The organism is Tardiphaga sp. 42S5, from assembly GCF_034044155.1.
In the GTDB taxonomy this organism is placed as follows: domain Bacteria; phylum Pseudomonadota; class Alphaproteobacteria; order Rhizobiales; family Xanthobacteraceae; genus Tardiphaga; species Tardiphaga robiniae.
Window position 1 is genome coordinate 3,155,717 of sequence record NZ_CP139027.1, and the last position, 25,030, is coordinate 3,180,746.

Consider the following 25,030-nt stretch of genomic DNA (forward strand, 5'->3'; position numbering starts at 1 on the left):
GAGAGGTCGGCGCGGAGCGCCGGGTGAGGGGGAGCTTCCACATGCGCAAGGCCAATGCGGTCAGAACCACACGTGCCAGAAGGCTGCGGCGAGATTCGACCGATGCCGAGAATGCGCTTTGGTATCGCCTTCGCGCACGTTCCTTGGACGGGCACAAGTTTGTGCGACAAGAGCCGATCGGCAACTACATCGTCGATCTGATCTGCCGGGAGCGGTGCCTGATCGTGGAGGTGGATGGTGGGCAACACGCTGACAATGTGCGCGATGTTGCCCGTGACCAGTGGCTGGTCGAGCATCATTACCGGGTGCTCAGATTCTGGAACCATGATGTCTTGGACAATATCGAGGGTGTTGTCGAAGTCATTGCGACGGCGCTTGCGGAAGCTCCCCCTCACCCGGATCGCAAGAGCGATCCGACCTCTCCCCGCAAGCGGGGAGAGGTTAGCTAGAACCGAGACGCCGCAGTTTCTTAACCTCCCCCCGCTTGCGGGGAGAGGTCGGCAGGCGCGCGTTAGCGCGCGTGCCGAGTGAGGGGGGCGCTCAGCGGAGTGCTGACCTATCGAAGCGCGAAGACCCATCATTCCGCCGCCTCCATGCGCCGCGCGCTATCCCGCGCCATGTCCACCACAACCAATCGCGTGCGGATGCGCTGCGACGTGCCGTCCTGGAAACGGATCGTTGTGTCGACGGGGATATCCCGCGCGCCACCATAGATGCCGTCGATGATATCGGCGTATTTCTCGTTGATGACGCTGCGGCGGACCTTGCGGGTGCGGGTCAACTCGCCGTCGTCGGCGTCGAGCTCCTTGTACAGCAGCAGGAATTTGGCGATGCGCTGCGCGGGCGGCAGTGTGGCATTGACCGTCTCGACTTCCTTGCGGATCATCTCATAGACCTCCGGGCGCGACGACAGGTCCGTATAGGTCGTGAAGGAGATGCGGTTCTTCTCGGCCCATTTCGAGATGATCGAGAAGCGGATGCAGATCATCGCCGCGAGCGCATCGCGGTTGTCGCCAAGCACCACGGTCTCGGCGATATAAGGCGAGAATTTCAGCTTGTTCTCGATATATTGCGGGGAGAAGCGTTCACCGCGCGCGGTCTGCGCCAGATCCTTGATGCGGTCGATGACGACGAGTTGCTTGTTGCCGTTGAAGTAGCCGGCATCGCCGGAATGCATCCAGCCATCGCGTAGATCGGCAGCGGAGGCCTCGGGCGATTTGTAATAGCCGAGGAACATATTGGGGTGCCTGACCACGATCTCGCCGACGCCCTGCACATCGGGATCGCGGACTTCGATCTCGATGCCGCTGCCCATGGCGATGCCGGTGGTGTCGGGATCGACGGCGTCTGGCGGATGCAGCGTGAAGGCGCCGAGCGTTTCAGTCTGGCCATACAGCGTGCGCAGCGGCACGCCCATGGCGCGGAAGAATTTGAACGTATCGGGGCCCAGTGCGGCGCCGCCGGTAGCGGCCGAGCGCAAGCGTGTGAAGCCGAGACGATCACGCAGGGCACGGAACAGCAGCGTATCGGCGACGGCCGAGCGCTTGCCTTGCGCGAGTGCGGATAGGCCGGATTTCATGCCGAGTTCATACAGGCTCTGCTTCAGCGGCGATGAATCCATCACCCGCGCGCGCACGTCAGCCGCGATGCCTTCCCAGACGCGCGGGGCGAACAGCACGAAGGTCGGCGCGATCTCGCGAAAATCGTTCATCATGGTGTCGGCTTGCTCGACGAAGTTGACCTTCATCCGGCTCAAGAGGCCTTTGCCGAGCGCATAGACCTGTTCCATGATCCAGGGCAGCGGCAGCACCGAAACATATTCATCATCTGGTCCCTTCGGATCGAACGACAGATACACCGCGCAGTGGCCGAGCACGCGGCCCGCCGCGAGCATCGCCAGCTTGGGATTCGACGTGGTGCCTGACGTGGTGCAGAGGATCGCGACATCCTCGCCCTTGGTCGCATCGACCAGTTGATCATAGAGCCCGGGTTCGTGCGCCGCACGGTCGCGGCCCATCTGGGCGAGCCTGTCGGCCTCCAACAGCCGTGGGTCGTCGTATTTCCGCATCCCGCGCGGGTCACTGTAGACGATGTGCTTCAAAGCCGGGACGCGGTCGGCGAGGGTCAGCAACTTGTCGACCTGTTCTTCATCCTCGGCGAACACGATCTTGGCTTCGCCGTAGTTGAGGAGATAGGCGGCCTCCTCATCCAGTACGTCGCGATAGAGACCGAGGCTCATACCACCGATGGCATGCGCGGCGATCTCGGCAGCGACCCAGTCCGGCCGGTTATCGCCGATAATGCCGATGACATCACCACGCGCGATGCCGAGCTCGACCATGCCGAGCGTGAAATCCTTCACCCGGGCATGGTAATCGTTCCAGGTGAACTCCCGCCACAGGCCGAAATCCTTCTCGCGCAGCGCGATCTCTTGGCGATGTTCTTTGGCGTTGAGGCGCAGCAGCTTCGGATAGGTATCTGCCTGTTTGACGCGTCCGGCATAGTCCATCATGCGGCACTCTCCGCAGCGATAGGCGCATGGTCGGGATCGACGAGGGCTTCGTCTTCTTCACCGAGATAGGCGCGCTTGACGTGCGGATCGGCGAGCACGGCAGCCGGATCGCCCTCGGCGATCTTGCGGCCGAAATCCAGCACCATCACGCGATGGGAGATATCCATCACGACGCCCATGTCGTGTTCGATCATCATCACCGTCATCCCGTATTCTTCATTGAGATCGACGATATAACGCGCCATGTCCTCCTTCTCCTCGAAGTTCATGCCGGCCATAGGCTCGTCGAGGAGGATGAGGTTGGGCTCCAGCGCCATCGCGCGGGCGAGTTCGACGCGTTTGCGGAGACCATAGGGAAGGGTGCCAGCGGTCGCCTTGCGCACGCTCTGCAGATCGAGGAAGTCGATGATCTCCTCGACCTTGCGGCGATGCTCGAGCTCTTCCTTGCGCGCGCCGGTCAGCCAGTACAGCGAGCCGGTGAGGAAGTTGTTCTTCAGGAGGTGATGGCGCCCGACCATGATGTTGTCGAGCACACTCATATGATGAAACAGCGCGAGGTTCTGAAACGTGCGGCCGATGCCGAGGCCGGGGCGGGCATTCGGGTTGAGGCCGGTGATATCCTTGCCGTGATAGAACAGCTGGCCTTCGGTGGGGCGATAGCGGCCAGAGATACAGTTGACGATGGAGGTCTTGCCGGCGCCGTTCGGCCCGATGATCGAGAACAGCTCGCCGTCATTGACAGCGAAGCTCACATCGGTGAGCGCGCGAACGCCACCAAAGCGCAGTGACACCCCGCGCACGTCCAGAGCAACCGCCACTCAAATCCTCCCAGATACGGCGCTTGTCGCGCTCTTTATCCACGTTCCTCGGATGGTCCCGAGCCTATATCGCCCGGTCACGCTAAGCCATTCTACTAATGACCTTTCGCGGTGGTCTTCCCTACGTCAAATCGGTATCCTGAAATGTCTCGCGGCGGACAATCTGCCTGCCAATTTGTCGCGCGAGCGTTCTTTTGCGCTGCAACATTCGAAGTGAAGCCGGACCCTATGATTGCTGCAGATCATCTCAAGCGCATCGCGGCCTGGGCGCGGGACCTGAACGAGAAGGAGATCGAGGTCGCGCGCGCCGGCATCGTCGAGAAGTCGTTCAAGGCGAATGAATTCGTCTGCATGCGCGGTGACCAGTTCGAATACTGGACCGGCGTGGTGAGCGGTCTGGCGAAGATCGGCACCATCTCGCGCAGCGGCAAGGAAGTCAGCATCACCGGCCTGACGGCCGGTGCGTGGTTCGGCGAGGGCAGCGTGCTGAAGAACGAACCGCGACGTTACGACATTGTCCCGCTACGCGACTCCAAGCTGGCATTCATGGAGCGCCCGGCATTCATGTGGCTGTTCGAGAACAGTGTCGGCTTCAACCGCTTCCTGGTTTCGCTGTTGAACGAACGGCTCGGTCAGTTCATCGCACTGACTGAATATGGCCGCAGGCTCGATTCTACCGGGCGGCTCGCGCGCTGCATTGCCTCGCTGTTCAACCCGATCCTCTATCGCGACGCGGCCCGCCATCTGGACATCACCCAGGAAGAACTCGGAGCCATTACCGGCATCTCACGGCAGAAGGCCAACCAATGCCTGCAGACGCTGGAGAAGGAGGGTCTGCTGCGGCTCGAATATGGCGGCGTGACAGTGGTCGATCTAGAGAAGCTGGGCAGCTACGGTGATTAGGGATTCCCTCGCCCCGCTTGCGGGGAGAGGGTGGCGTGGACGAAGTCCGCGACGGGTGAGGGGGAGCCGGCGAGTGAAACACTGGCTCCCCCTCACCCGAAGCCTCGCTGACGCTCGGCCCCGACCTCTCCCCGCAAGCGGGGCGAGGTAAGGAAGTCGGCGCTTACACTTCCAGCCATTCCCTGCGCACGGCGTCATTGGCCTTGAGTTCGGCGGGCGTGCCTTCGAACACGATACGGCCGTGGCCCATCACATAGACCCGGTGCGAGATGCGCAGCGCGATCGAGAGCTTCTGCTCGACCAGCAGGATCGCCACGCCGCGGCGCGCGATCTCCGCGATGAGGTCGCCGACCTGCTGGACGATGATCGGTGCAAGGCCCTCGGTGGGCTCGTCGATCATCACGAGTTCAGGATCGCCCATCAGCGTCCGGCAGATCGTCAGCATCTGCTTCTCGCCGCCGGACAGCACGCCCGCTGCGGTATCGGCGCGCGCGGCGAGGTTCGGAAACATGCCGAGCATGTCATCGAGCTTCCACTTGCCGGGATGACGCGGATCCTTGATCCCCAGCATCAGGTTCTGCCGCACCGTGAGGCCCGGAAAGATGTCGCGATGCTCCGGCACATAGCCGAGGCCGAGATGCGCGATCCTGAAGCTCGGCAGGCCGGCGATATTCGTGCCTTTGAAGGTGATCGTACCGTGCGGCGGCACTTCGCCCATGATGGCCTTCACGGTGGTGGAACGCCCGACGCCGTTGCGGCCGAGCAGCGAGACCACTTCGCCGGCATCGATATGCAGATCGACGCCCTGCAGGATGTGGCTCTTGCCGTAATAGGCGTGCAAGTCCTGAACTTGGAGCATCACGCCACTTCCTCGCCGAGATAGGCTTCCTTGACCTTCGGATTGCCGCGGATTTCCTCCGGCGTGCCCGAGGCGATGATCTGGCCGTAGACGAGAACCGAGATGCGGTCAGCGAGGCCGAATACCACGCTCATATCGTGTTCGACGATCAAAAGCGTGCGTCCTTCAGTGAGACGTCGGATCAGCGCCACGGCGCGTTCGGTTTCGGCATGGCTCATGCCGGCGGTGGGCTCATCCAGCAGGATGACGTCGGCGCCGCCGGCAATGGTGATGCCGATTTCGAGCGCGCGCTGTTCGGCATAGGTCAAGAGACCCGCGGGCACGTCGCGGCGCGATACCAGGTTGATATCCTGCAGGATCTGCGCGGTGCGGTCGCGCACCTCGGGCAGGTTGTCGACATTCTTCCAGAACGCGTAACGATGGCCGGTGGCCCACAGTACAGCGCAGCGCAGGTTCTCCCACACGCTCATCTTGGCGAAGACGTTGGTAACCTGGAAGCTGCGCGACAATCCGCGCCGGTTGATCTGGAACGGTGGCAGGCCGGAGATCACCTGGTCGCGCAGCAGGATGCTGCCGACTGATGGCTTCATATAGCCTGATATCAGATTGAACAGCGTCGACTTGCCGGCGCCGTTGGGACCGATCAGCGCGTGGCGTTCGCCTTGCGCGACCGTCAGGTTGACGTTGCGGATCACGGAGGTGATGCCGAAGGTTTTCTCGACGCCGCGCAGCTCGATGGCGGTGCTCATGCGGCCACTCCCTTCTCGCGCGCGGCGGTCAGGGCATCGTCCCAACTGCCGGCGACGCGCGCCCAGGTCTTGCGCGCGATGATGAAGCCGCCGATCAGCAGCACGGCGGCAACGGCCCAGATCGCAGGGTTCGCTGCATCGAATGGAATCCCGAACGCCTTGATGTGTGAATCCTCGCCGGGATTGACGGTGAAGTGGACGGTGGTCTCGATCGCCAGCATCAGGCCGGTGATCATCGCCAGCGTCGGTACGAAGGCGACGAGATAGCTCGGCAGCACACGGCTGAGCGTGCCGCCTTTCAGCAGCGGTCGATGCATCATCAGCAGTCCGGTGATGCCGCCGGGCGCGAACATCACCACGGCGATGAAGATCAGGCCGAAATAGAGCTGCCAGACCTGCGTGAGATCGGAGAGGCCGAGCGACAGCAGCGTGACGAAGATCGCGCCGACGATCGGGCCGATGAAGAAGCCGACGCCGCCGATATAGGTGGCGAACAGCACGGTGCCGGATTGCACAGCGCCGAGATAGGCCGAATTGGCGATCTCGAAATTGATTGCGGCCAGCGCGCCCGCTATGCCGGCGAACAGGCCGGAGAAGCAGAAGGCGATGTAGCGGATGATGTGCGGATCGTAGCCGACGAATTGCACACGCTCGGGATTGTCGCGCACGGCGTTGCACATGCGCCCGAGCGGCGTGCGGGTGAGGGCATACATCGCGATGACGGCAATCAGCGTCCAGGCCGCGACGAGATAATAGATCTGGATCTGCGGGCCGAAGCTCCAGTCGAACAGACGAAGCACCTTCGTGCGGTTGGCGGAGACGCCGGCTTCGCCGCCGAAGAAGGTGCGCAGGATCAGTGCCGAGGATGCGACCAGTTCTGCGACACCGAGCGAGATCATCGCAAAGGCCGTACCGGAGCGCCGCGTCGACACCCAGCCGAGCAGCATGGCGAAGACGAGGCCAGCTGCGCCGCCGACCAGCGGCACCAGCGGCAGCGGGATCGCGAACTTGTTCCTGGCGATGATGTTGATGGCGTGGATCGCCAAAAAGCCGCCGAGGCCGTAATAGACCGCATGGCCGAACGACAGCATGCCGGTCTGGCCGAGCAGTATATTGTAGGACAGCGAGAAGATGATCGAGATGCCGATCAGGCTGAAGGTGGTCAGCGATCCGCCCGACGAAAACAGTTTTGGCAGCACCAGCAGCGCCAGCGCGGCGCCGATCCAGATGCCGTAGAACTTCAGCCGGTCGGAGGCGGCAGGGCGGGGCGGCGCGATGGTTGCCGGAATTTTGGCGGTGGCGTCGCTCATGTGTCGCGTGTTCCCAGCAGGCCCATCGGGCGGAAGATCAGGATCAGCACCAGCAGCAGATAGGGCATGATCGGTGCGATCTGGGCGACGGTGACGTTCCAGATATCGGAGAGCCAGGTGGCGGCATAGTCGGGGCTGAGCGGGCCGAAGGCGCCGGCCAGCGAGCCGTTCATCGATACGGCAAAGGTCTGCACGAGGCCGATCAGCAATGAGGCAATGAAGGCACCGGGCAGCGAGCCGAGGCCGCCGACCACCACGACGACGAACAGGATCGGACCCAGCAGACCGGCCATGTTGGATTGCGTGACCAGTGCCGGGCCTGCGATCACGCCGGCGACGGCGGCGAGCGCGGTGCCGACGCCGAACACCAGCATGAAGATGCGCCCGACATTGTGTCCGAGATGGCCGACCATATGCGGATGGGTCAGCGCCGCCTGCACGATCAGGCCGATGCGCGTGCGCTTCAGCACCACCAGCAATCCGATAAAGATCACGATGGAGACGACCAGCATGAAGATCTTGAAGGCCGGGTAGTTGGTGGAGAACAGCGTGAAGGCCGGGAAGTCGAGCAGCGGCGGAACGCGGAAATCGACCGGGCTCTTGCCCCAGATGATCTGCACGATCTCCTCGATGGCGAAAGCAAGCCCGAAGGTGAACAGCAGCTCGGCGACGTGGCCGTTCTTGTGAACGTGACGTAGGCCGTAGCGTTCGACGGCGGCGCCGAGCGCGCCGGCCAGCAGTGGCGCGAGGATCAGCGCCGGCCAGAAGCCGAACCAGCGGCTGATCTGGAAGCCGAAGAATGCGCCGAGCATATAGAAACTGGCATGGGCGAAGTTCAGCACGCCAAGCATGCTGAAGATCACCGTCAGGCCCGAGGCCATCAGGAACAGCAGCATGCCGTACAGAACGCCGTTGAGCGTGGAAATGACGATCAGTTCAAGCACGAAGTATCTGCCTCTCGGGTGAGGAGTGTGCCGGAGTGCGGCGGCGTCTTAACCTCTCCCCGCTTGCGGGGAGAGGTCGGATTGCGCAGCAATCCGGGTGAGGGGGAGGCAGTGAGTGAAACTGAGAGTCCCCCTCATCCGTCCCGAACTTGCTCTGCAAGTTCGGTCCACCTTCTCCCCGCAGGCGGGGAGAAGGCAGGGCTTACGGCCGTTCCATCTTGCAGGTGGTCGGCAGCACTGTCTGCGGCGTGTCGATCTTCGCGGCCAGCTTCCAGCCCCAGCCGGTCTTTTCCTCGTCGAACGGCTCCTTGTCGGTGCGCTCGCCGAACGAGGCGATATACATCGGCTGGAAGAACTGATGGTCGTCCTTGCGCATATTGCCCTTGCCGCCGTCGAACACCTCGAACTCCATGCCTTCGAGGGCAGCAGCCACCTTCACCGGATCGAGCGACTTGGCTTTCTCGGCGGCCGCGGCGAACATGCGCATTTCGTTCACAGCGCGCGGATAGAACAGGCTGAAGTCATACTTCGCGCGCAGTGCCTTTTCGAACACGTCGGCCGAGGCGTGGCCGAGATTCGGAATGCCTTCGGCGATCTGGAACACCTGGTGGTTCAGGCCGGCCTGCTTGATGGCGGTCGGGCCACCGGTACCGCCGGCATAATAGGTGAACCAGCTCACCTTGAGGCCTGCGTCAGCGGCAGCCTTCAGCAAGAGGGCAAAATCCTGACCCCAGTTGCCGGTGATGACGCTGTCGGCGCCGGAGGCCTTGATCTTCGCGATGTAGGGCGCAAAGTCGGTGATCTTCAGCAGCGGATGCAGCTCGTCGCCGACGATCTTCACGTCGGGCCGCTTGGCGCCGAGCATGGCGCGCGCCTGACTGCGCACCGACTGACCGAACGAGTAGTCCTGATTGATCAGGTAGACGTTCTTCACCGCAGGCACGGTCTTGATGTAGTTGGTGAGCGCTTCCATCTTGATGTCTGAATTGGCATCCCAGCGGAAATGCCAGAAGCTGCATTTCTCGTTGGTCAGAACCGGATCGACAGCGGCATAGTTGAAGTACAGGACTTCCTTGCCGGGATTGCGGTCATTGAACTTGGTGACGAAATCCGACAGCGCACCGGCGACCGACGAGCCGTTGCCCTGGGTGATGTAGCGAATGCCGCCATCGATCGCCTTCTGCGCCTGGATCAGGCTTTCCTGCGGATTGGTCTTGTTGTCGAGGGGGACGATCTCGACCTTCTTGCCGAGAATGCCGCCCTTGGCGTTCAGCTCATCGGCGAGAAACTGGAAGGTCTTGAGGCCGACTTCGCCGACGCTGGCGCCGCCGCCGGAGAGTGGATCGATATAACCGATCTTCACGGTCTCCTGCGCCATCGCCGTGCCGCCGAGCATCGGCAGCGCAATGGACGCAATGAGGGCTAGTTTGCGCATGGTGTTTCTCCCTGGAAGCATTTGTGCTGGCCGTTGTCGCGACGCCGAATCTTTTGATCCATCCGTCGCTGGCCTTATGCCGGGAGTGTGAGCCATGGCGGTAGAAGCTGCAAGCCTCACTTGCAGCCTCACTTGGTCGTAGGCGCGGCCTTCGCTTTCTTGGATATCGCAGCGTCGCCAATGATTTCCGCGGCGCGCAATTCGTCGATTTCGGTGGCACTGAGGCCCAGGATATCGCGCAGGACTTCCTCATTGTGCTGGCCGAGCGTCGGCGCCAGCCGGGTGATCGGGTAGGGCAGTTTTGCACTGCCTTCGCGATAGGCAACGGAGGGCAGTAGATGCGGGCCCATAAATACCTTGGTCACGGGCTGCCAATGTCCGACTGCGAGCAGGTGCGGATCGCCGGCGAGGTCCAATGGCAGTCGCGCGGTACCCGCGGGCACGCCGGCGTCCTGCAGCGTCACCATGGCCAGATCCGGTCGCACGGTCGTCGTCCAATGCCGGACCGCGACCTCGATACGGTCTTCCTCGGCGCGGCGGCCCTCGGCTGTGGCAAGTGCAGCATCTTCAGCCAGGTCGTTGCGATGCATGACCTTGCACAGCGCTCGCCATTCGTCGTCGCTGCGCACGGCAATGGTGATCCACTGATCTTCGCCGAGACAGGGAAAGCAACCGTTCGGCACGAAGCGCGGATGCCGGTTGCCGATGCGCGGGCCGGATTTGCCGGTGGCGGATTGCTCGATGACCGAGGGTGCGACAAGAGGCAGCAGGGCTTCCGTCGCACTGAGATCGATGTGTTGGCCGAGGCCGGTATTCTTCTGATGCATGAAGCCGAGCATCAATGCCGCCGCGGCACTGACGCCGCCGAAGGGATCACCGAGCGCGGCATGCAGCATGGTCGGCGGATCGCCTTCGCGGCCGGTGACAGATGGCAGGCCTGAGGCCTGTTCAAGCGTCGAGCCATAGGCGCGCACGCCGCTCCATGGACCGGTCATGCCGAAGGCGGGCATGGTTACCACGACGAGACGCGGATTGATCTTGTGCATGGCTGCAGCATCAAGGCCCATGCGCGGCAGCACGTCGGCGGCATAATTGTCGATCACCGCGTCGGCGCCCGCGAGCAGTTGTTTCAGCAGCTCCTTGCCGCGCGGATTGGTGAGATCCAGCGTGATGCCGCGCTTGTTGCGGTTCATCTGCTGAAACCAGTAGATCTTCTCGTAGGTGCGTTCTGGAAAATACGGGCCGCGTGGATCGGTGCCGCGAAACCAGTCCGGATACTGGCAGGACTCCACCTTGATGACGTCGGCGCCGAGATCGCCCATCTGCCGTGTTGCCGATGGACCGGCCCAGCCCATGGTGAGATCGATGATGCGCAGGCCTTTCAACGGCTGCGGATCGTCAGGTGTTGCCTGCCGCGTGGCCACGCGCTGATGCGCAAGCAGGGCGTCGATTGTGTCATCGCCGGCAAATGGCGCGCGGCCATTCGGTTTCGGCCGCGAGCCGGTGAGCGTTTGCGGCAGCACCGGCGCATCGAATGATGCCGTTCCAATCTCGACTTTCGCGAAGGCGCCGCGATCGCGGTAGTATTGCTGCTTCAGCAGCGTCTCCATGTCCGGCACGACAGCGAGCGGAAGACGCAGCTTGATGCCCATCTCGAACCATTCGTTTGCGCTCTTGTGCATCAGGATGGGCTGGAAGATATCGAACAGCGCCTTCGAATTATTGGTGCGCGCGAGACCGTCGTTGAACTGCGGCTCTGTCTCCAGTTCGGGAAGGCCGAGCATCACGCAGAATGCAGCCCATTGCGCCGGTGTCACGACGGTGATGCCGAGCCAGCCGTCTTTGGTTGGAAAATTGCCGACGGGATAGCCGCGGCCGAACCGGTTGATGGCCATGCGGGGCCGCGTGAAGCCGACTTCCAGCGCGAGTCCTGTGTCGAACTCGCTGATCTGCAGCATCGCCTCATGCGCGCTGACCGCGAAACGTCGTGCGCCGGTGTTGCGACCATACATGCCGGCCAGCGTCGGAATGAAAGCGGTGAGGCCGGCCATGACGGCGATCTGGCCGTCGCGCGGCAGCACAGGCGGGCCTTCCTGCGCACCGACCAGTTTCACACTGCCCGAGAGACTGCGGCAGACGGAGTCCGTCGTCTGATAATTGCTGTAGAGCCCGTGTTCGCCGAACCACGAGATCGCGGTGATCGCGAGGCCCGGTTGCTCCTTGCGCAGATCATCATGCGTCAGGAGTGAGTTCGGAATCTCCGAAGGCGCGCGCGCGTCGATCAGCAGGTCGCATGTCGCAAGTAATGCGCGGACACGCGCGACATCATCGGCCTTATCGAGATCGGCAATGACACTGCGCTTGTTGGTATTCAGCCAGGCGAAATATCCGCTCTCGCGGCGGCCATCGCCGGCATCGACGAGCGGCGGGTATTGCCGCGCAGAATCGCCGCCCGGCGGTTCGATCTTGATGACCTCGGCGCCGAAATCGGAAAACAGTTTGCCGCAGTAATCCAGCGTATCGCCGGATCCGATTTCCGCGACACGCAAATCCGATAATGGCAAGTTTGGCATTTCCGCCCGATCATTTTTTTTATGTGTCGGGGCATCATGTCGAGATGTGTGCGGGCGTCAAGTCATTCGGCGCGCGCTGCAGCCTTGTCGAGCGCAATCGACATCGCCGAGATCAGCGGCTTCATGAAGAACGCATCATTGGCCGGAGTGATGTCGGCTTCGAGGCCGTACGATTTCAACTCGTCCGACACGACGGGACCGACCGATGCGATCGGTGTCTTTGCAAGTGCACTGCGCAATTGATCCTCGCGGCCATGCGTCTTCGCAGCATCGACGAGACGACGCACCTGACCCGAACTCGTCAGCGCGATGGCATCGACGCGGCCCGCTTCCATTTCGTCGATGGCCGAGAGGATGTTCGTTTCAGCGGCCTTGGAGTCGTAGATGTAAGGCAGCACGGTATCGACCTCGGCGCCGCAGGAGGTGATCGCTGATATCAGAACGCTGTGGTCCTTCTCGGGATAGAGCTGCAGGCCGAGGCGATGGCCTTTGAGATCGAGCCGCGACAGCATTTCGGCGACGCCTTCGGAGGTCGGCTTCTCGGTGGTGATGTCAGCCTCGAGGCCGATCTCGCGCAAGGCGCGCCCGGGCTTCGGGCCGCGGGCGAATTTGCGGGATTTGCCGACTGCGGCGATGAACTCTTTTTCGATGCCGCGTTGACGCACGATTTTCATCATCCGGCGAAGCCCTTCGCCGGTCATTAAAACGAGGTCGTCGAAGGGGTTAGCGATGAACCGGCTAATCCAGGCCTCAACCGGGACGGAATCCGGCGCGTCCTCGATGGTGAACATCGGACATTGCAGCACATTGGCGCCCTGTTCGGTCAGCAGCCGGGAGAATTGCGCTTCCTCGCGCGTCTCCAGGATCAGGATGCGGTAACCGTTGAGCTTGTCAGCCATCTCTGTTTTCTGCCTGTTTTCGCACGTTAATTCGCTGGCAATGACGTCCATATTGCAGCGCGCAATTGGATTGGCGCAAGGCCGCCGCGGATGATAGAGCAGGGCCTCAATTCCGGTTCACTTGAAGCAGATCAGCCCGTCCCATGTCCCATCAATTCGTCCTGACCCTGTCCTGTCCAGATCGCCCCGGCATCGTGTCCGCTGTATCGACCTTCCTGGCCCATAATGGCCAGAATATTCTCGATGCCCAGCAGTTCAACGATGTCGAAACCGGGCACTTCTTCATGCGCGTGGTGTTCAACGCCGCCGACGTGAATGTCGGTCTGGCGGCGCTGCAGACCGGCTTCGGGGCCATTGCCGAGCGCTTCAAGATGGACTGGCAGATGCGCGACCGGGCGACGCGTCGCCGCGTCATGCTGCTGGTGTCGAAGTCCGATCACTGCCTCGTCGATATCCTGTATCGCTGGCGTACCGGCGATCTCGACATGATCCCGACCGCGATCGTCTCGAACCATCCGCGCGAAGCCTTCAAGGATCTCGATTTCGGCGACATCCCGTTCCACCATATGCCGATCACCAAGGAGACCAAGCGCGAGCAGGAGCAGGCGATCTGGGATCTGGTCGGCACGACCGAGACCGAACTCGTGGTGCTGGCGCGTTACATGCAGATCCTGTCCGACGAGATGTCGGCGAAACTCTCCGGCAAGTGCATCAACATCCATCATTCGTTCCTGCCGGGCTTCAAGGGCGCACGGCCCTATCACCAGGCCCATGCCCGCGGCGTCAAGCTGATCGGCGCCACCGCGCATTACGTGACCAGCGATCTCGACGAAGGTCCGATCATCGATCAGGACGTCGAGCGCATCAGCCACCGTGACACGCCGGAAGAACTCGTGGCCAAGGGCCGCGACATCGAGCGCCGCGTGCTGGCGCGCGCCATGCGCTATCACCTTGAGGATCGCGTGATCCTCAACGGCATGAAGACCGTCGTCTTTATGAACTGAACGAGGCGCCGCGCGAAATTCGCGATCAGCGAACGGCTTCTGCAGAGGGCGATGTGGCGGGGTCCGGCCCGGTCATGGCGCCGGATTGCTGCTGCTCGTGCCGCTTCGCATAGGCTTCGTATTCCGGGCTGCCCGGACGCGGCGGCGCATCGGCGGGCAGGCCGCCAGCCCATGCCGGGATCAGGTCGGCCATGCCGCCGGCCATGAATGAACTGATTGAGCCGCAACCGCCAAGGCTGCAGGACAGCAGCACGAGACAAACAAAAGCGGGGACGCGGCGGGCTACTGGCATGGCGGCAACATCATTTGAGGGGGTCTGCGGAATATAGCAGATCTGCGACGGGTTTTGCCGACAATTGAAGGCAAATCAATGGTCGAATATTACCGAGCGTGGCCGGGCGGCCTCAGTGCGCCGGCAATCCGGCATCGACCATGGACTGGACGACCCGCGGACTCGCCTCGAGAAATACCGAGCTGGCGTTCCTGCTCGGCGGCGAGACATTGAGCGCCGTCGTCCCGGGCCGCAGCCTTAGTCCCTCTTGCATGGCCGTCCTCGCCTCCTCGAACCGGCCCGATCTCTGGTAACCGGCAGCGAGCAGCATATGCGAGCGGCCGCTCGCCGGCGTGATGGCGATCGAGCGCTGCAGCCAGGGTACCGCCTCCTCCCCGCGCCCCATCAGCAGGTTTGCCCATCCCGCACCAAGCAGCCACGTCCAGCGCGAGGCTGGCGGCGTGTCGTAGCGGTCGGCCTGGCGGAATGTCGCGAGCGCATCGTCGAAGCGGCCGACATAGATCTGCCCGAGGCCGATCAGGTAGAGCGCAGCCCCGTTCCACGGATCGAAGCTCAACGCCTTTGCGCAGGTGACGAGACTTTCCACGAAATGATTGGTCACGCTGAGGAAGCGGCAATAGGCCTCGAGCACGGGAATCGAATTGGGCTTCGACCGCAACGCCTGCTTGAGCGTCGCGCTGGCCTTGGCCTCGACCGCGACTGCTTCGTCCGGGCTGAACCAGACCATCTGGATGCCGCGCATCTGCAGCGAGGCAAGCGCGACGGCGAGATCGACATTGTCGGGATCCTCGGTGAGCGCCTTTTCCAGCATCGATTGCGCCGCGCCAAAGCGCTCGCGCGTCGTTTGGTTGATCGAGGCGAGCGCCTGCTCGACGGCCACCTTGTCGCCGCCCGCCGACGATCCGCGGGCCGGGGAGGGCGCCGCGCTCCGCTCCAGCATGTCGTTGAGGCGGCGGGCAAGCACATGTCCGACGCCCGCGACGAGCCGGGACTGTTGAAGCTGCACGTCCGCCTCGTCAGCATTGACTGAAGCCACAACGACCGACTGAACCTCGCCGGTGCCCGCCTTGATGATGCGTGCCCGCAGCGTCCAGGACTGATCGCTATGCTGCAGTTCGCCGCGAATTTCGTAATCGGATGATGCGGCCGGCGCGGCGGTGTGTTCGACGCCAACCAGCGCCGCCGATCGCGGCGCAACCACGCTGATGTTCTGGATCTTCGCAAAACCGTCTGTGAGGCGGCCGGTGACCTCTGCCGCCATCATCGCACCGCGCGAATCGTTGCTGGCGTCAACGATCGGCATCACCGCGATCACAGGCGGCGTTCGCCGGAACAGGAGGTCCGGCTTCAACACCGGCGCGGCCACCGCAAGCCCCGCGATCACACCGAGCCCGACCACTGCGGCGATCATGGCCCGCCGGCTGAAACCGAAGATGGCGCGCTGCGACCTCGCCTGTATCGGGACATCTTCGGCCGGCGCCGCAGGCCCTGCCTCCACAGCCCGGGTGAGCGGGGGCGCCTCGGTATGCGCCGTGACCTCCGGCCCGGCCTCAACCTCCGCCGTCAGCAGATAGCCGCCGCCGGAGGCGAGCTTGATCAGCTCCCGCCGGTCGTCGCCGAGCGCCGTGCGGAGCTCGCGGATGCACTGGAAGAGGTTGTCCTCGCCGACATGGACATTCGGCCAGATCGCCTCCATCAGCGCCTGCTTGCTGAGGATGCGGCCGCCGCTGGTGGCGAACAGCCGCAACATCTCGAAGGTCTTCGGCCGGAGCTTGATCGCAACGCCATCGGGCCCTCGCAACTCCGCGCGCTGCTGATCCAGCTCGAAGCCGGCGAAACGAAGCACTGCATCCCCCAAAGCGTCTTTCCAACCCGGCTCATATAGCGGAAGTCTGTCGAAAATGCCCGAAAATCGGGTCTGAAATGCAAATATCAGAAATTTTCAGAAAGTTGCCGACCCCTTATCAGGACGCCGCCCCCCAGCCGATGAGAAGAGTCGTGTCGAAGACGAACTCGCTGACTCGCGATGGGGACGTGATGAGTAAAGATTGTTTCGGAGCGATCCGCCGCTTGCGGGCCGCGTTGCTGACGTCATCGGCTCTGGTCATGGTTTTGGGGCCACTGGCTACCGGCCCCGCCCGGGCCCAGGATGCGACCTGGCTCGCCAATCCGGGCTCGGCCGACTTCTATACCGGCAGCAACTGGAGCCCGAACAGTGTGCCGACCGGCACCGCAACGTTTGACACCTCGGCGACGACGGCGCTGACGCTTGGCACGGCCGGCAGCATCGGCGGCTGGACGTTCAATGCCGGGGCCTCGGCCTACACATTCGACGTCACCGCCGATCAGACCTTCACCGGCGCCGGCATCGTGATCAATGGCGGTAGCGCGACAATTAATTTTAACTCCGGCACGAACTCCTTCCAAGGCAGCAGCACAGCCGGCAACGCAACGATCACCAACAATGCGGGTAGCACAATCGAATTCCGCAACAGCAGCACCGCAGGCTACGCGACCATCACCAACGCCGGCACCGTTACTTTCATCGACAGCTCGACGGCCGGCAATGCGCAATTGATCAACAACGGCACCGGCGCCGTCTTCGATTTCTCAGGCAGCACTGGCCCGAACAGCGACAACAAGCTCAGTGCCGGCTCGATCGCCGGCAATGGCACCTTTGCGCTCGGCGCCAATGAACTGACGGTCGGCGTGAACGACCTCTCGACCGAGGTGAGGGGCGTCATCGCCGGTACCGGCGGCTCGCTGGTCAAGACGGGCGACGGAACGCTGACATTGTCGGGCACGAATACCTATACCGGTGGCACCATCATCAACGGCGGCACGCTGCAGCTCGGCAGCACCAGCCGTGTCGGCACCATTCTGGGGACGGTTACCGTTGACGGCGCGACCATATTCGATGTCGTTAACGCCGACACCAGCGGCATCACCAGCATCTCGAACAGCGGGAACACATATTTCCGCAACAGCACCAGTGCCGGCAGCGCCACCATCACCAACAACGGCAGTCTTCTGCTTTTTCAAGACACCAGCACGGCGGGCAGCGCCACCATTAACAACAGCGGCCTTCTGTATTTCTCCGGTAGCACGGCGGGCAGTGCCAACATCACCAACAATCTCTCCTTGAGTTTCTTCAGCACCAGCGCGGCGGGCAGCGCTGTCATCACCAACAGCGGCGCGCTGAGCTTGTACGACACCAGCACCGCCGGCAGCGCCATCATCACCAACAACGTCGGTGGCGAAGTGACTTTCAACAACGCCACCACGGCCGGCGACGCCACAATCACAAACAACAACGGCGGCTTCTTGAAATTCTACGACACCAGCACGGCGGGCAGTGCCAACATCACTAACAACTACGGTCTTGACTTCTACAGCACCAGCACGGCGGGCAGCGCCATCATCACCAACAACAGAGGCATTGGCTTCTACGACGCCAGCTCGGCCGGCAGCGCCACCATCAGCAACAGCGGCGCCCTGGGGTTCGCCGGAACCGGCACGGCGGGCAACGCCAACATCACTAACAACAACAACCTTGTCTTCGGCGGCACCAGCACGGCCGGCAGCGCCACCATCACCAACAGCGGCACCCTTGGCTTCAACAACGCCAGCACGGGCGGCAGCGCCACCATCACCAATAACGGGACCTTACAGTTCTTCGACAGCAGCACGGGCGGCGCAGCGCGCCTCATCAATGGCGCAGGCGGTACGATCGACGCGTCGACTCTGTCGGCCGCCGGCATGGCGGCGGGCTCGATCGAAGGCGCTGGCACGATTGCGCTGGGATCGAAGGGCCTGCAGGTGGGCGGCAATAATCTGTCGACGACGTTCTCCGGCGTACTGCAGGATGGCGGCCTCTTCGGCGGCACCGGCGGTTCACTCATCAAGACCGGCACCGGCACGCTGACGCTATCCGGGATCAATGCCTACACCGGCGGCACGACCTTTGCCGGCGGTGCGGTCAGCGTTTCGTTCGACGCCAATCTGGGCGATGCGGCCGGCGGCCTGACCTTCAACGGCGGCGTCTTGCAGGTGATGGGGACGACATTCAGTTCGACCGCGCGGACCATCACCTGGGGGGCGGACGGCGGCACGTTCGATATTGCCAACGCGGCCAACAATTTCACCGTGGGCCAGACGCTCAATGGTGGGCAGTTGACCAAGTCCGGCGCAGGCACACTGACACTTGCGGCCGCCAATACTTTTACCGGCGGCCTCACTATGAACAGCGGCACGCTCAACCTCGGCGCCATGACGCAGACCACCGGCGCGCTGACGCTGGCGGGTGGCATGATCGCGAATGGTACGCTGACCGGTTCGGCCTTCAACACGCAGAGCGGCACGATCTCGGCGGTGCTGGCCGGCAGCGGCGCGGTGACGCAAAGCGGCGCCGGCACCACGATATTGTCCGGCATCAACACCTATACCGGCGCGACGACCGTCAACGGTGGCACCTTGAGCGTGAACGGCTCGATCCTGACATCGAGCGGCGTGACCGTGAACAGCGGCGGCACCCTCGGCGGCAACGGCATCGTCGGTAACACGACGATCAATGGCGGCACGCTGGCGCCGGGCAATTCGATCGGTCTTCTGACCGTGCAGGGCAATCTCGTTCTCACGGCGGCGTCGAGCTACATGATCGAGGTCTCGCCTGCCAATGCCGACCGCGTCAACGTGACGGGCACCGCCAACCTTGGCGGCGCCACCGTGAATGCCAGCTTCGCGGCAGGGACTTACGTCGCCAGGCAATATACCGTTCTCAATGCCACGGGCGGCCTCGGCGGCAGCACCTTCGGCTCCGTCGTCAACACCAATCTGCCGTCGGGCTTCAAGACCAGCCTGAGCTACGACGCCAACAATGCCTATCTCGATCTCAAGCTCGACTTCGTCCCGCCGCCAGACACTGGCCTCGGCGGCAACCAGTCCGGCGTCGGCAACGCGCTGGTCAGTTATTTCAACCGCAATGGCGGCATTCCGCTTGTCTATGGCGGGCTGACCGCCACCGGGCTGACGCAGGCATCCGGCGAGACCGCGACCGGCGGGCAGCAGACGGCGTTCAACGCCATGACCCAGTTCATGGGATCGATGACCGACACCTTTGCGGCCGGTCGCGGCGGCGCTGCGCCGGGCGCGATCGGATTCGCTGACACCAACGCTGATGGCTCGACGGCGAAGAGCCGCGCCGCGCGCGACGCCTATGCGATGTTCACGAAAGCCCCGCTGGCGCAGGGCTATGACCCGCGCTGGAGCGTGTGGGCCTCGGGCTTTGGCGGTTCGCAAACCACCGACGGCAACAGTGCTGCCGGTTCGAACACATCGACCAGCCGCATCTATGGTGCCGCCGTCGGCGCCGACTATCTGATATCGCCCAACACCGTCGCCGGTTTCGCGATGGCCGGCGGCGGCACCAGCTTCAGCGTGACGGGGGGCGGCTCCGGCCGCTCCGACCTGTTCCAGATCGGCGGCTTCGTGCGCCACACCATCGGCTCGACCTATCTGTCCGGCGCATTGGCCTATGGCTGGCAGGACGTCACGACGAATCGCACCGTGATGACGGATCAATTGCAGGCGCGCTTCAACGCCAGCACGTTCTCCGGACGTTTCGAGGCCGGCAACCGCACCGTCACCTCGTGGTTCGGCGGCCTCGGTCTGACGCCCTATGCCGCCGCTCAGGTCACCGCCATCGCGCTGCCCGCCTATGCCGAAACCGCTCTCAGCGGCAGCAACGCATTTGCGCTCAGCTACGCCGGCAAGACCGTCACCGACACCCGCAGCGAACTCGGCCTGCGCACCGACAAGTCCTTCGCCGTCAACGATGCGATCCTCACGCTGCGCGGCCGCGCCGCCTGGGCGCATGATTTCAATACCGACCGCGCCGCATCGGCGACGTTCATCGCGCTGCCCGGCGCGTCGTTTGTCGTCAACGGTGCAGCAGCGGCGCACGATTCCGCGCTGACAACGGCGTCGGCAGAGATCGCATTCACCAGCGGCATCTCTCTCGCCGCCACCTTCGAGGGTGAGTTCTCGCAGGTGACGCGCAGCTATGCCGGCAAGGGCGTGGCGCGTTATTCCTGGTAGGCCTACGCGCTGCCGCCGCATCACATATGGCCCACGCTCCGTCCCTCACCCTGCAGGGGACGGATTGATCGTGCTGCCATCAGGCGCGCACAGCTCCGCGCGCTCCGGGTCGCGTTCAAAACCGGAAAAGCGTGGCACCGCCCCCTCCAACCGGCAGCTGATCCCGTTTCGTGCCCCGGGCACCCCGGAAAGTGCGCCCAACCCCACCGGCGCACCGAATATCAGAAAAATTTCAGAATCTCTCGGCCGCAATATCAGGATTTCCCGACCGGAAATGACAGAAATGGTCAGGGACAATACGAGGAGTCGTGCCGAAGCGGACTGCGATGCCGGACGGGCGCCGCGAACCTCTATCGACCGGGGTAAAAGATGTTCGGTGCACATTATAATTATGTCGGACTGCGGAGCGCCAACGGCAAACGGCTGCGAGCTGCACTGTTGGCCACGACAGCGCTGGCGGCCGTGGGCACCCCGGCGGCGGCCCAGGATGCGACCTGGCTCGCCAATCCGGGCTCAGGCGATTTCTACACCGGCAGCAACTGGAGCTCCGGCAGCGTGCCGACCGGCACCGCCACGTTCGGTACCTCGGCGACGACGGCGCTGACGCTGGGCACCGCCGGCAGTATCGGCGGCTGGACGTTCAATGCCGGGGCCTCGGCCTACACATTCGACGTCACCGCCAATCAGACCTTCACCGGCGCCGGCATCGCGATCAACGGCGGTAGCGCGACAATCAATTTTAACGCCGGCACCAACAATTCCTTCCAAGGCAGCAGCACGGCCGGCAATGCCACGATCAACCTCAACGGCAGCGGCCTGATCTTTCGCGACACGAGCACGGCTGGCAATGCCGTCATCACCAACAGCAGCGGCGTCCTCCAGACCATCGACACGGCGTCGCTGGGCAGCGCGACGATCATCAATAACGCCTACCTTTACCTCCAGAACAGCAGCACGGCCGGCAGCGCGACCATCGTCAACAACTCTAATTTCGATCTCTACTACAGCAGCACGGCGGCAAACGCGACGATCACCAACAACGGCTCCATGCAACTAATAGCTGACGCGTCCGCCGGCAACGCGCACATCACGAACGCCAGCACCGGCACGTTAGGGATCTATAATAACTCCACGCTGGCCGACGCCACGGTTATCAACAACGGACTGATGACTTTCGTCCAGCAATCGACGGCCGGCAATGCGACGATCACCAACAACGCCGGTGCGACGATCCAATTCCGCGACTCCACCACCGCGGATAGCGCGACCATCACCAACGCCGGCACAGTGTCCTTTGTCGCAGGCTCTTTCAGCAACACCTCGACGGCCGGCAACGCGCAATTGATCAACAATGCGACCAACGCCATATTCGATTTCTCCGACACCGCCGGACCGAACAGCGACAACAAGATCAGCGCCGGCTCCATCGCCGGCAACGGCACTTTCTCTCTCGGCGCCAACGAGCTGACGGTCGGCAGCAACAACCTGTCGACCGAAGTCACCGGCGTGATCGCCGATGGCGGCAACGCGGGCGGCACCGGCGCCTCGCTGGTCAAGATCGGCACCGGCACGCTGACTTTGTCCGGCACCAACACCTATACCGGCGGCACCACGATCACCGGTGGCCTCATCAATTTCGCCAATGGCGGCAATTTCGGCACCGGCAATGTCACGCTCAATGGCGGCGGCCTGCAATGGGCGATCGGCAGCACCACCGACATCTCCAGCCGCCTCAACGCCATCGGCGCCAACGGCGCGACGTTCGATACCAATGGCAATGACGTCGTCTTCGCGACCGCGTTGACCGGAACCGGTGGTCTGACCAAGACCGGCGCCGGCATCCTCGATTTGACCGGTACCAACACCTATACCGGCGGCACCACGATTACCGGCGGCCTTATCAACTTTGCGGGCGTCAGCAATTTCGGCAGCGGCAATATCACGATTAACGGTGGCGGCCTGCGATGGGGCGGCAACTCGACGGACATCTCCAGCCGTCTCAATGCCATCGGCGCCAACGGCGCGACGTTCGACACCTTTGGCCACAACGTCACCTTCGCGACCGCGCTAACCGGCAGCGGCGGGCTGACGAAGACGGGCATCGGCACACTGACCTTGACGGCGGCGAATACCTATACCGGCACGACGACCATCAGCGGCGGCACACTTGCAATTTCGGGGAGCCTCGCCTCGAGCACGATTGCCAATAATGCCGAACTGCATTTTCGTGACAGCGGCACCGCCGGCAGCGCTGCGATTACCAACAACGACACCGTGTTGTTCACCGACACCAGCACGGCTGGGACCGCCGCCATCACAAACAATTTCGAACTCTACTTTCAGAACAGTAGCTCAGCCGGCGGCGCCGTCATCGCTAACAGCGGCACCCTGAATTTCAACGACACCAGCACGGCTGGCAATGCCGCCATCACCAACAACAGCGGCGGCACCCTGGGCTTCAACTTCGCCAGCTCGGCCGGCAGTGCCACCATCACCAACAACAACTTCCTTGGCTTCTACGGCACCAGCACGGCCGGCAGCGCCACCGTCGTCAACAATACCGGCGGCAATACCTTTTTTGAGGACAGCAGCGATGGCGGCAGCGCGCGGTTTATCAACAATGCCGGCAGCACGTTCGATATCTCCGGTCTGACGGCGTCGGGAATGGCCGCTGGCTCGATCGAGGGGGCTGGCAGCCATCGCCTCGGCGGGAAGACGCTCACCGTCGGCGGCAACAATCTGTCCACCACCGTCAGTGGTGTCATCGCCGATGGCGGCAACAGCGGCGGCACCGGCGGCGCGCTGATCAAGACCGGCACCGGCACGCTGACGCTGTCGGCGACCAACACCTACACCGGCGCGACGACCGTCAACGGTGGCACGTTGAGCGTGAACGGCTCGATCCTGGCGTCGAGCGGCGTCACGGTGAACAGCGGCGGTACGCTTGGCGGCAACGGCATTGTCGGCAACGCGACCATCAACGGCGGCACATTGGCGCCGGGCAATTCGATCGGTCTTCTTACCGTGCAGGGCAATCTCGTTCTCACGGCGGCGTCGAGCTACATGATCGAGGTCTCGCCCGCCAATGCCGACCGCGTCAACGTCACGGGAACAGCGACGCTGTCAGGCGCGACGGTGAATGCCAGCTTCGCGGCGGGGACTTACGTCGCCAGGCAATACACCATCCTCAATGCCACGGGCGGGTTCGGCGGCAGCACCTTCGGCTCCCAGATCAACACCAATCTGCCGTCGGGCTTCAAGACCAGCCTGAGCTACGACGCCAACAATGCCTATCTCGACCTCGCGCTGAACTTCATCCCGCCACCCAACACCGGCCTCAGTGGCAATCAGTCCGGCGTCGGCAACGCGCTGGTCAGTTACTTCAACCGCAATGGCGGCATTCCGCTGGTCTATGGCGGACTGACCGCCACCGGGCTGACGCAGGCTTCCGGCGAGACCGCGACGGGATCGCAGCAGATCGCCATGGGTGCGGCGACGCAGTTCTTGGGATCGATGACCGACGTCTTTGCAGCAGGTCGCGGCGGCACGGCGCCGGGCGCGATGGGATTCGCCGACGAAGGCAATGCCAGCGCCTATGCATCGACAGCGAAGAGCCGTGCGGCGCGCGATGCCTATGCGATGTTCACCAAGGCGCCGCTGGCGCAAGCCTATGATCCGCGCTGGAGCGTGTGGGCGTCGGGCTTCGGCGGTACGCAGACCACCGATGGCAATGCGGTCGCCGGTTCGAACACATCGACCAGCCGCATCTATGGTGCCGCCATCGGCGCCGACTATCTGATATCGCCCAACACCGTCGCCGGTTTTGCGATGGCCGGCGGCGGCACGAACTTCAGCGTGACGGGCGGCGGCTCCGGCCGCTCCGACCTGTTTCAGATCGGCGGCTTCGTGCGCCACGCCATCGGCTCGACCTATCTGTCCGGCGCACTGGCCTATGGCTGGCAGGACGTCACCACCAACCGCAGCGTGATGACGGATCAGTTGCAGGCGCGTTTCAGCCCCAATACGTTTTCCGGACGTTTTGAAGTCGGCAATCGCACCGTTACGTCATGGCAGGGCGGGCTCGGTCTCACGCCTTACGCCGCCGTCCAGTTCACCGCCGTCATGTTGCCGGCCTATGCGGAAACCGCTGTCGCCGGCAGCAGCGCCTTCGCGCTCAGCTACACATCCAAGACCGTCAACGACACCCGCAGCGAACTCGGCCTGCGCACCGACAAATCCTATGCGGTCGGCGATGCGCTGCTGACGCTGCGCGGCCGCGCGGCCTGGGCGCATGATTTCAACACCGACCGCGCCGCATCGGCGACGTTCATGTCGTTGCCCGGCGCCAGCTTCGTCGTGAATGGCGCAGCGGCGGCGCGTGATGCTGCGCTCACCACGGCCTCGGCCGAGATGTCATTCATCAGCGGCATCTCGCTCGCGGCAACCTTCGAAGGCGAGTTCTCGGATGTCACGCGCTCCTATGCCGGCAAGGGCACCGCACGCTACAGGTGGTGATCGAACCTGCCTCACGGGTGGCGTCGGCCTGATCGTCGTGCAAGGACGCCAACGGGTTGTGACTTTCCGGCAACATTGCCGGTGAATCACCTGCCGAACCGATCATTTTTGGGTGTCGCGC

At 63.2% G+C, this 25,030-nt stretch carries 16 protein-coding genes; 5 read left to right on the top strand and 11 right to left on the bottom strand.

Features of this window, described 5'->3' with window-relative positions; genetic code table 11:
• Positions 1 to 41 precede the first annotated feature (41 nt).
• Positions 42 to 449 (top strand): endonuclease domain-containing protein, encoded by a 408-nt coding sequence (locus tag SFY93_RS14680; protein WP_320447645.1) that lies wholly within the window; start codon positions 42 to 44, stop codon positions 447 to 449.
• Between the two features lie 128 nt (positions 450 to 577).
• Here the strand turns inward: SFY93_RS14680 and SFY93_RS14685 are convergent, their stop codons facing one another.
• Together SFY93_RS14685 and SFY93_RS14690 are read right to left on the bottom strand one after the other, a co-directional pair.
• On the bottom strand, positions 578 to 2,512 hold the full coding sequence (locus tag SFY93_RS14685; RefSeq protein WP_320447646.1) for a long-chain fatty acid--CoA ligase: 1,935 nt from the start codon (positions 2,510 to 2,512) through the stop codon (positions 578 to 580).
• The gene (locus SFY93_RS14690) at positions 2,509 to 3,330 is read right to left on the bottom strand and encodes an ABC transporter ATP-binding protein (protein ID WP_093760123.1); all 822 of its coding nucleotides are present in this window, start codon (positions 3,328 to 3,330) and stop codon (positions 2,509 to 2,511) included. The genes SFY93_RS14685 and SFY93_RS14690 overlap by 4 nt, the downstream gene beginning before the upstream one ends.
• Before the next feature lie 228 nt (positions 3,331 to 3,558).
• Between SFY93_RS14690 and SFY93_RS14695 the strand changes: the two genes are divergently transcribed.
• Positions 3,559 to 4,233 (top strand): Crp/Fnr family transcriptional regulator, encoded by a 675-nt coding sequence (locus tag SFY93_RS14695; RefSeq protein WP_320447647.1) that lies wholly within the window; start codon positions 3,559 to 3,561, stop codon positions 4,231 to 4,233.
• Positions 4,234 to 4,396: 163 nt separating this feature from the next.
• On the opposite strand, the gene SFY93_RS14700 is transcribed toward SFY93_RS14695, so the two are convergent.
• The 7 genes from SFY93_RS14700 to SFY93_RS14730 all read right to left on the bottom strand — a co-directional run bounded on the left by SFY93_RS14700 (position 4,397) and on the right by SFY93_RS14730 (position 13,002).
• On the bottom strand, positions 4,397 to 5,092 hold the full coding sequence (locus tag SFY93_RS14700; RefSeq protein ID WP_093760119.1) for an ABC transporter ATP-binding protein: 696 nt from the start codon (positions 5,090 to 5,092) through the stop codon (positions 4,397 to 4,399).
• On the bottom strand, positions 5,092 to 5,841 hold the full coding sequence (locus tag SFY93_RS14705; RefSeq protein ID WP_231077459.1) for an ABC transporter ATP-binding protein: 750 nt from the start codon (positions 5,839 to 5,841) through the stop codon (positions 5,092 to 5,094). Before SFY93_RS14705 ends, SFY93_RS14700 begins: the two co-directional genes overlap by 1 nt.
• Positions 5,838 to 7,151, bottom strand: a complete 1,314-nt coding sequence (locus SFY93_RS14710) for a branched-chain amino acid ABC transporter permease (RefSeq protein ID WP_320447648.1) — start codon at positions 7,149 to 7,151, stop codon at positions 5,838 to 5,840. The genes SFY93_RS14705 and SFY93_RS14710 overlap by 4 nt, the downstream gene beginning before the upstream one ends.
• The gene (locus SFY93_RS14715) at positions 7,148 to 8,095 is read right to left on the bottom strand and encodes a branched-chain amino acid ABC transporter permease (RefSeq protein WP_068738207.1); all 948 of its coding nucleotides are present in this window, start codon (positions 8,093 to 8,095) and stop codon (positions 7,148 to 7,150) included. Before SFY93_RS14715 ends, SFY93_RS14710 begins: the two co-directional genes overlap by 4 nt.
• A gap of 202 nt (positions 8,096 to 8,297) precedes the next feature.
• Positions 8,298 to 9,530: a branched-chain amino acid ABC transporter substrate-binding protein gene (locus SFY93_RS14720; RefSeq protein WP_089268117.1), complete on the bottom strand. Its 1,233-nt coding sequence runs from the start codon at positions 9,528 to 9,530 to the stop codon at positions 8,298 to 8,300.
• Positions 9,531 to 9,658: 128 nt separating this feature from the next.
• Positions 9,659 to 12,103 (bottom strand): CaiB/BaiF CoA-transferase family protein, encoded by a 2,445-nt coding sequence (locus tag SFY93_RS14725; RefSeq protein WP_320447649.1) that lies wholly within the window; start codon positions 12,101 to 12,103, stop codon positions 9,659 to 9,661.
• Positions 12,104 to 12,165: 62 nt separating this feature from the next.
• Complete coding sequence (locus SFY93_RS14730) at positions 12,166 to 13,002, bottom strand: uroporphyrinogen-III synthase (protein WP_320447650.1); 837 nt, start codon at positions 13,000 to 13,002, stop codon at positions 12,166 to 12,168.
• 143 nt (positions 13,003 to 13,145) lie between these two features.
• Here SFY93_RS14730 and purU point away from each other — a divergent pair, with 143 nt between their 5' ends.
• On the top strand, positions 13,146 to 14,006 hold the full coding sequence (gene purU, locus SFY93_RS14735) for a formyltetrahydrofolate deformylase (RefSeq protein ID WP_089268114.1): 861 nt from the start codon (positions 13,146 to 13,148) through the stop codon (positions 14,004 to 14,006).
• A 25-nt stretch (positions 14,007 to 14,031) separates the two neighbouring features.
• Here the strand turns inward: purU and SFY93_RS14740 are convergent, their stop codons facing one another.
• Positions 14,032 to 14,298: a hypothetical protein gene (locus SFY93_RS14740; RefSeq protein ID WP_139212653.1), complete on the bottom strand. Its 267-nt coding sequence runs from the start codon at positions 14,296 to 14,298 to the stop codon at positions 14,032 to 14,034.
• A 112-nt stretch (positions 14,299 to 14,410) separates the two neighbouring features.
• Complete coding sequence (locus SFY93_RS14745) at positions 14,411 to 16,144, bottom strand: winged helix-turn-helix domain-containing protein (protein ID WP_320447651.1); 1,734 nt, start codon at positions 16,142 to 16,144, stop codon at positions 14,411 to 14,413.
• Between the two features lie 191 nt (positions 16,145 to 16,335).
• Between SFY93_RS14745 and SFY93_RS14750 the strand changes: the two genes are divergently transcribed.
• Complete coding sequence (locus tag SFY93_RS14750; RefSeq protein ID WP_320447652.1) at positions 16,336 to 20,394, top strand: autotransporter domain-containing protein; 4,059 nt, start codon at positions 16,336 to 16,338, stop codon at positions 20,392 to 20,394.
• 369 nt (positions 20,395 to 20,763) lie between these two features.
• Entirely contained in the window at positions 20,764 to 24,909 is a 4,146-nt protein-coding gene (locus tag SFY93_RS14755) for an autotransporter outer membrane beta-barrel domain-containing protein (RefSeq protein WP_320443634.1), read from the top strand.
• The last annotated feature ends 121 nt before the right edge of the window (positions 24,910 to 25,030 follow it).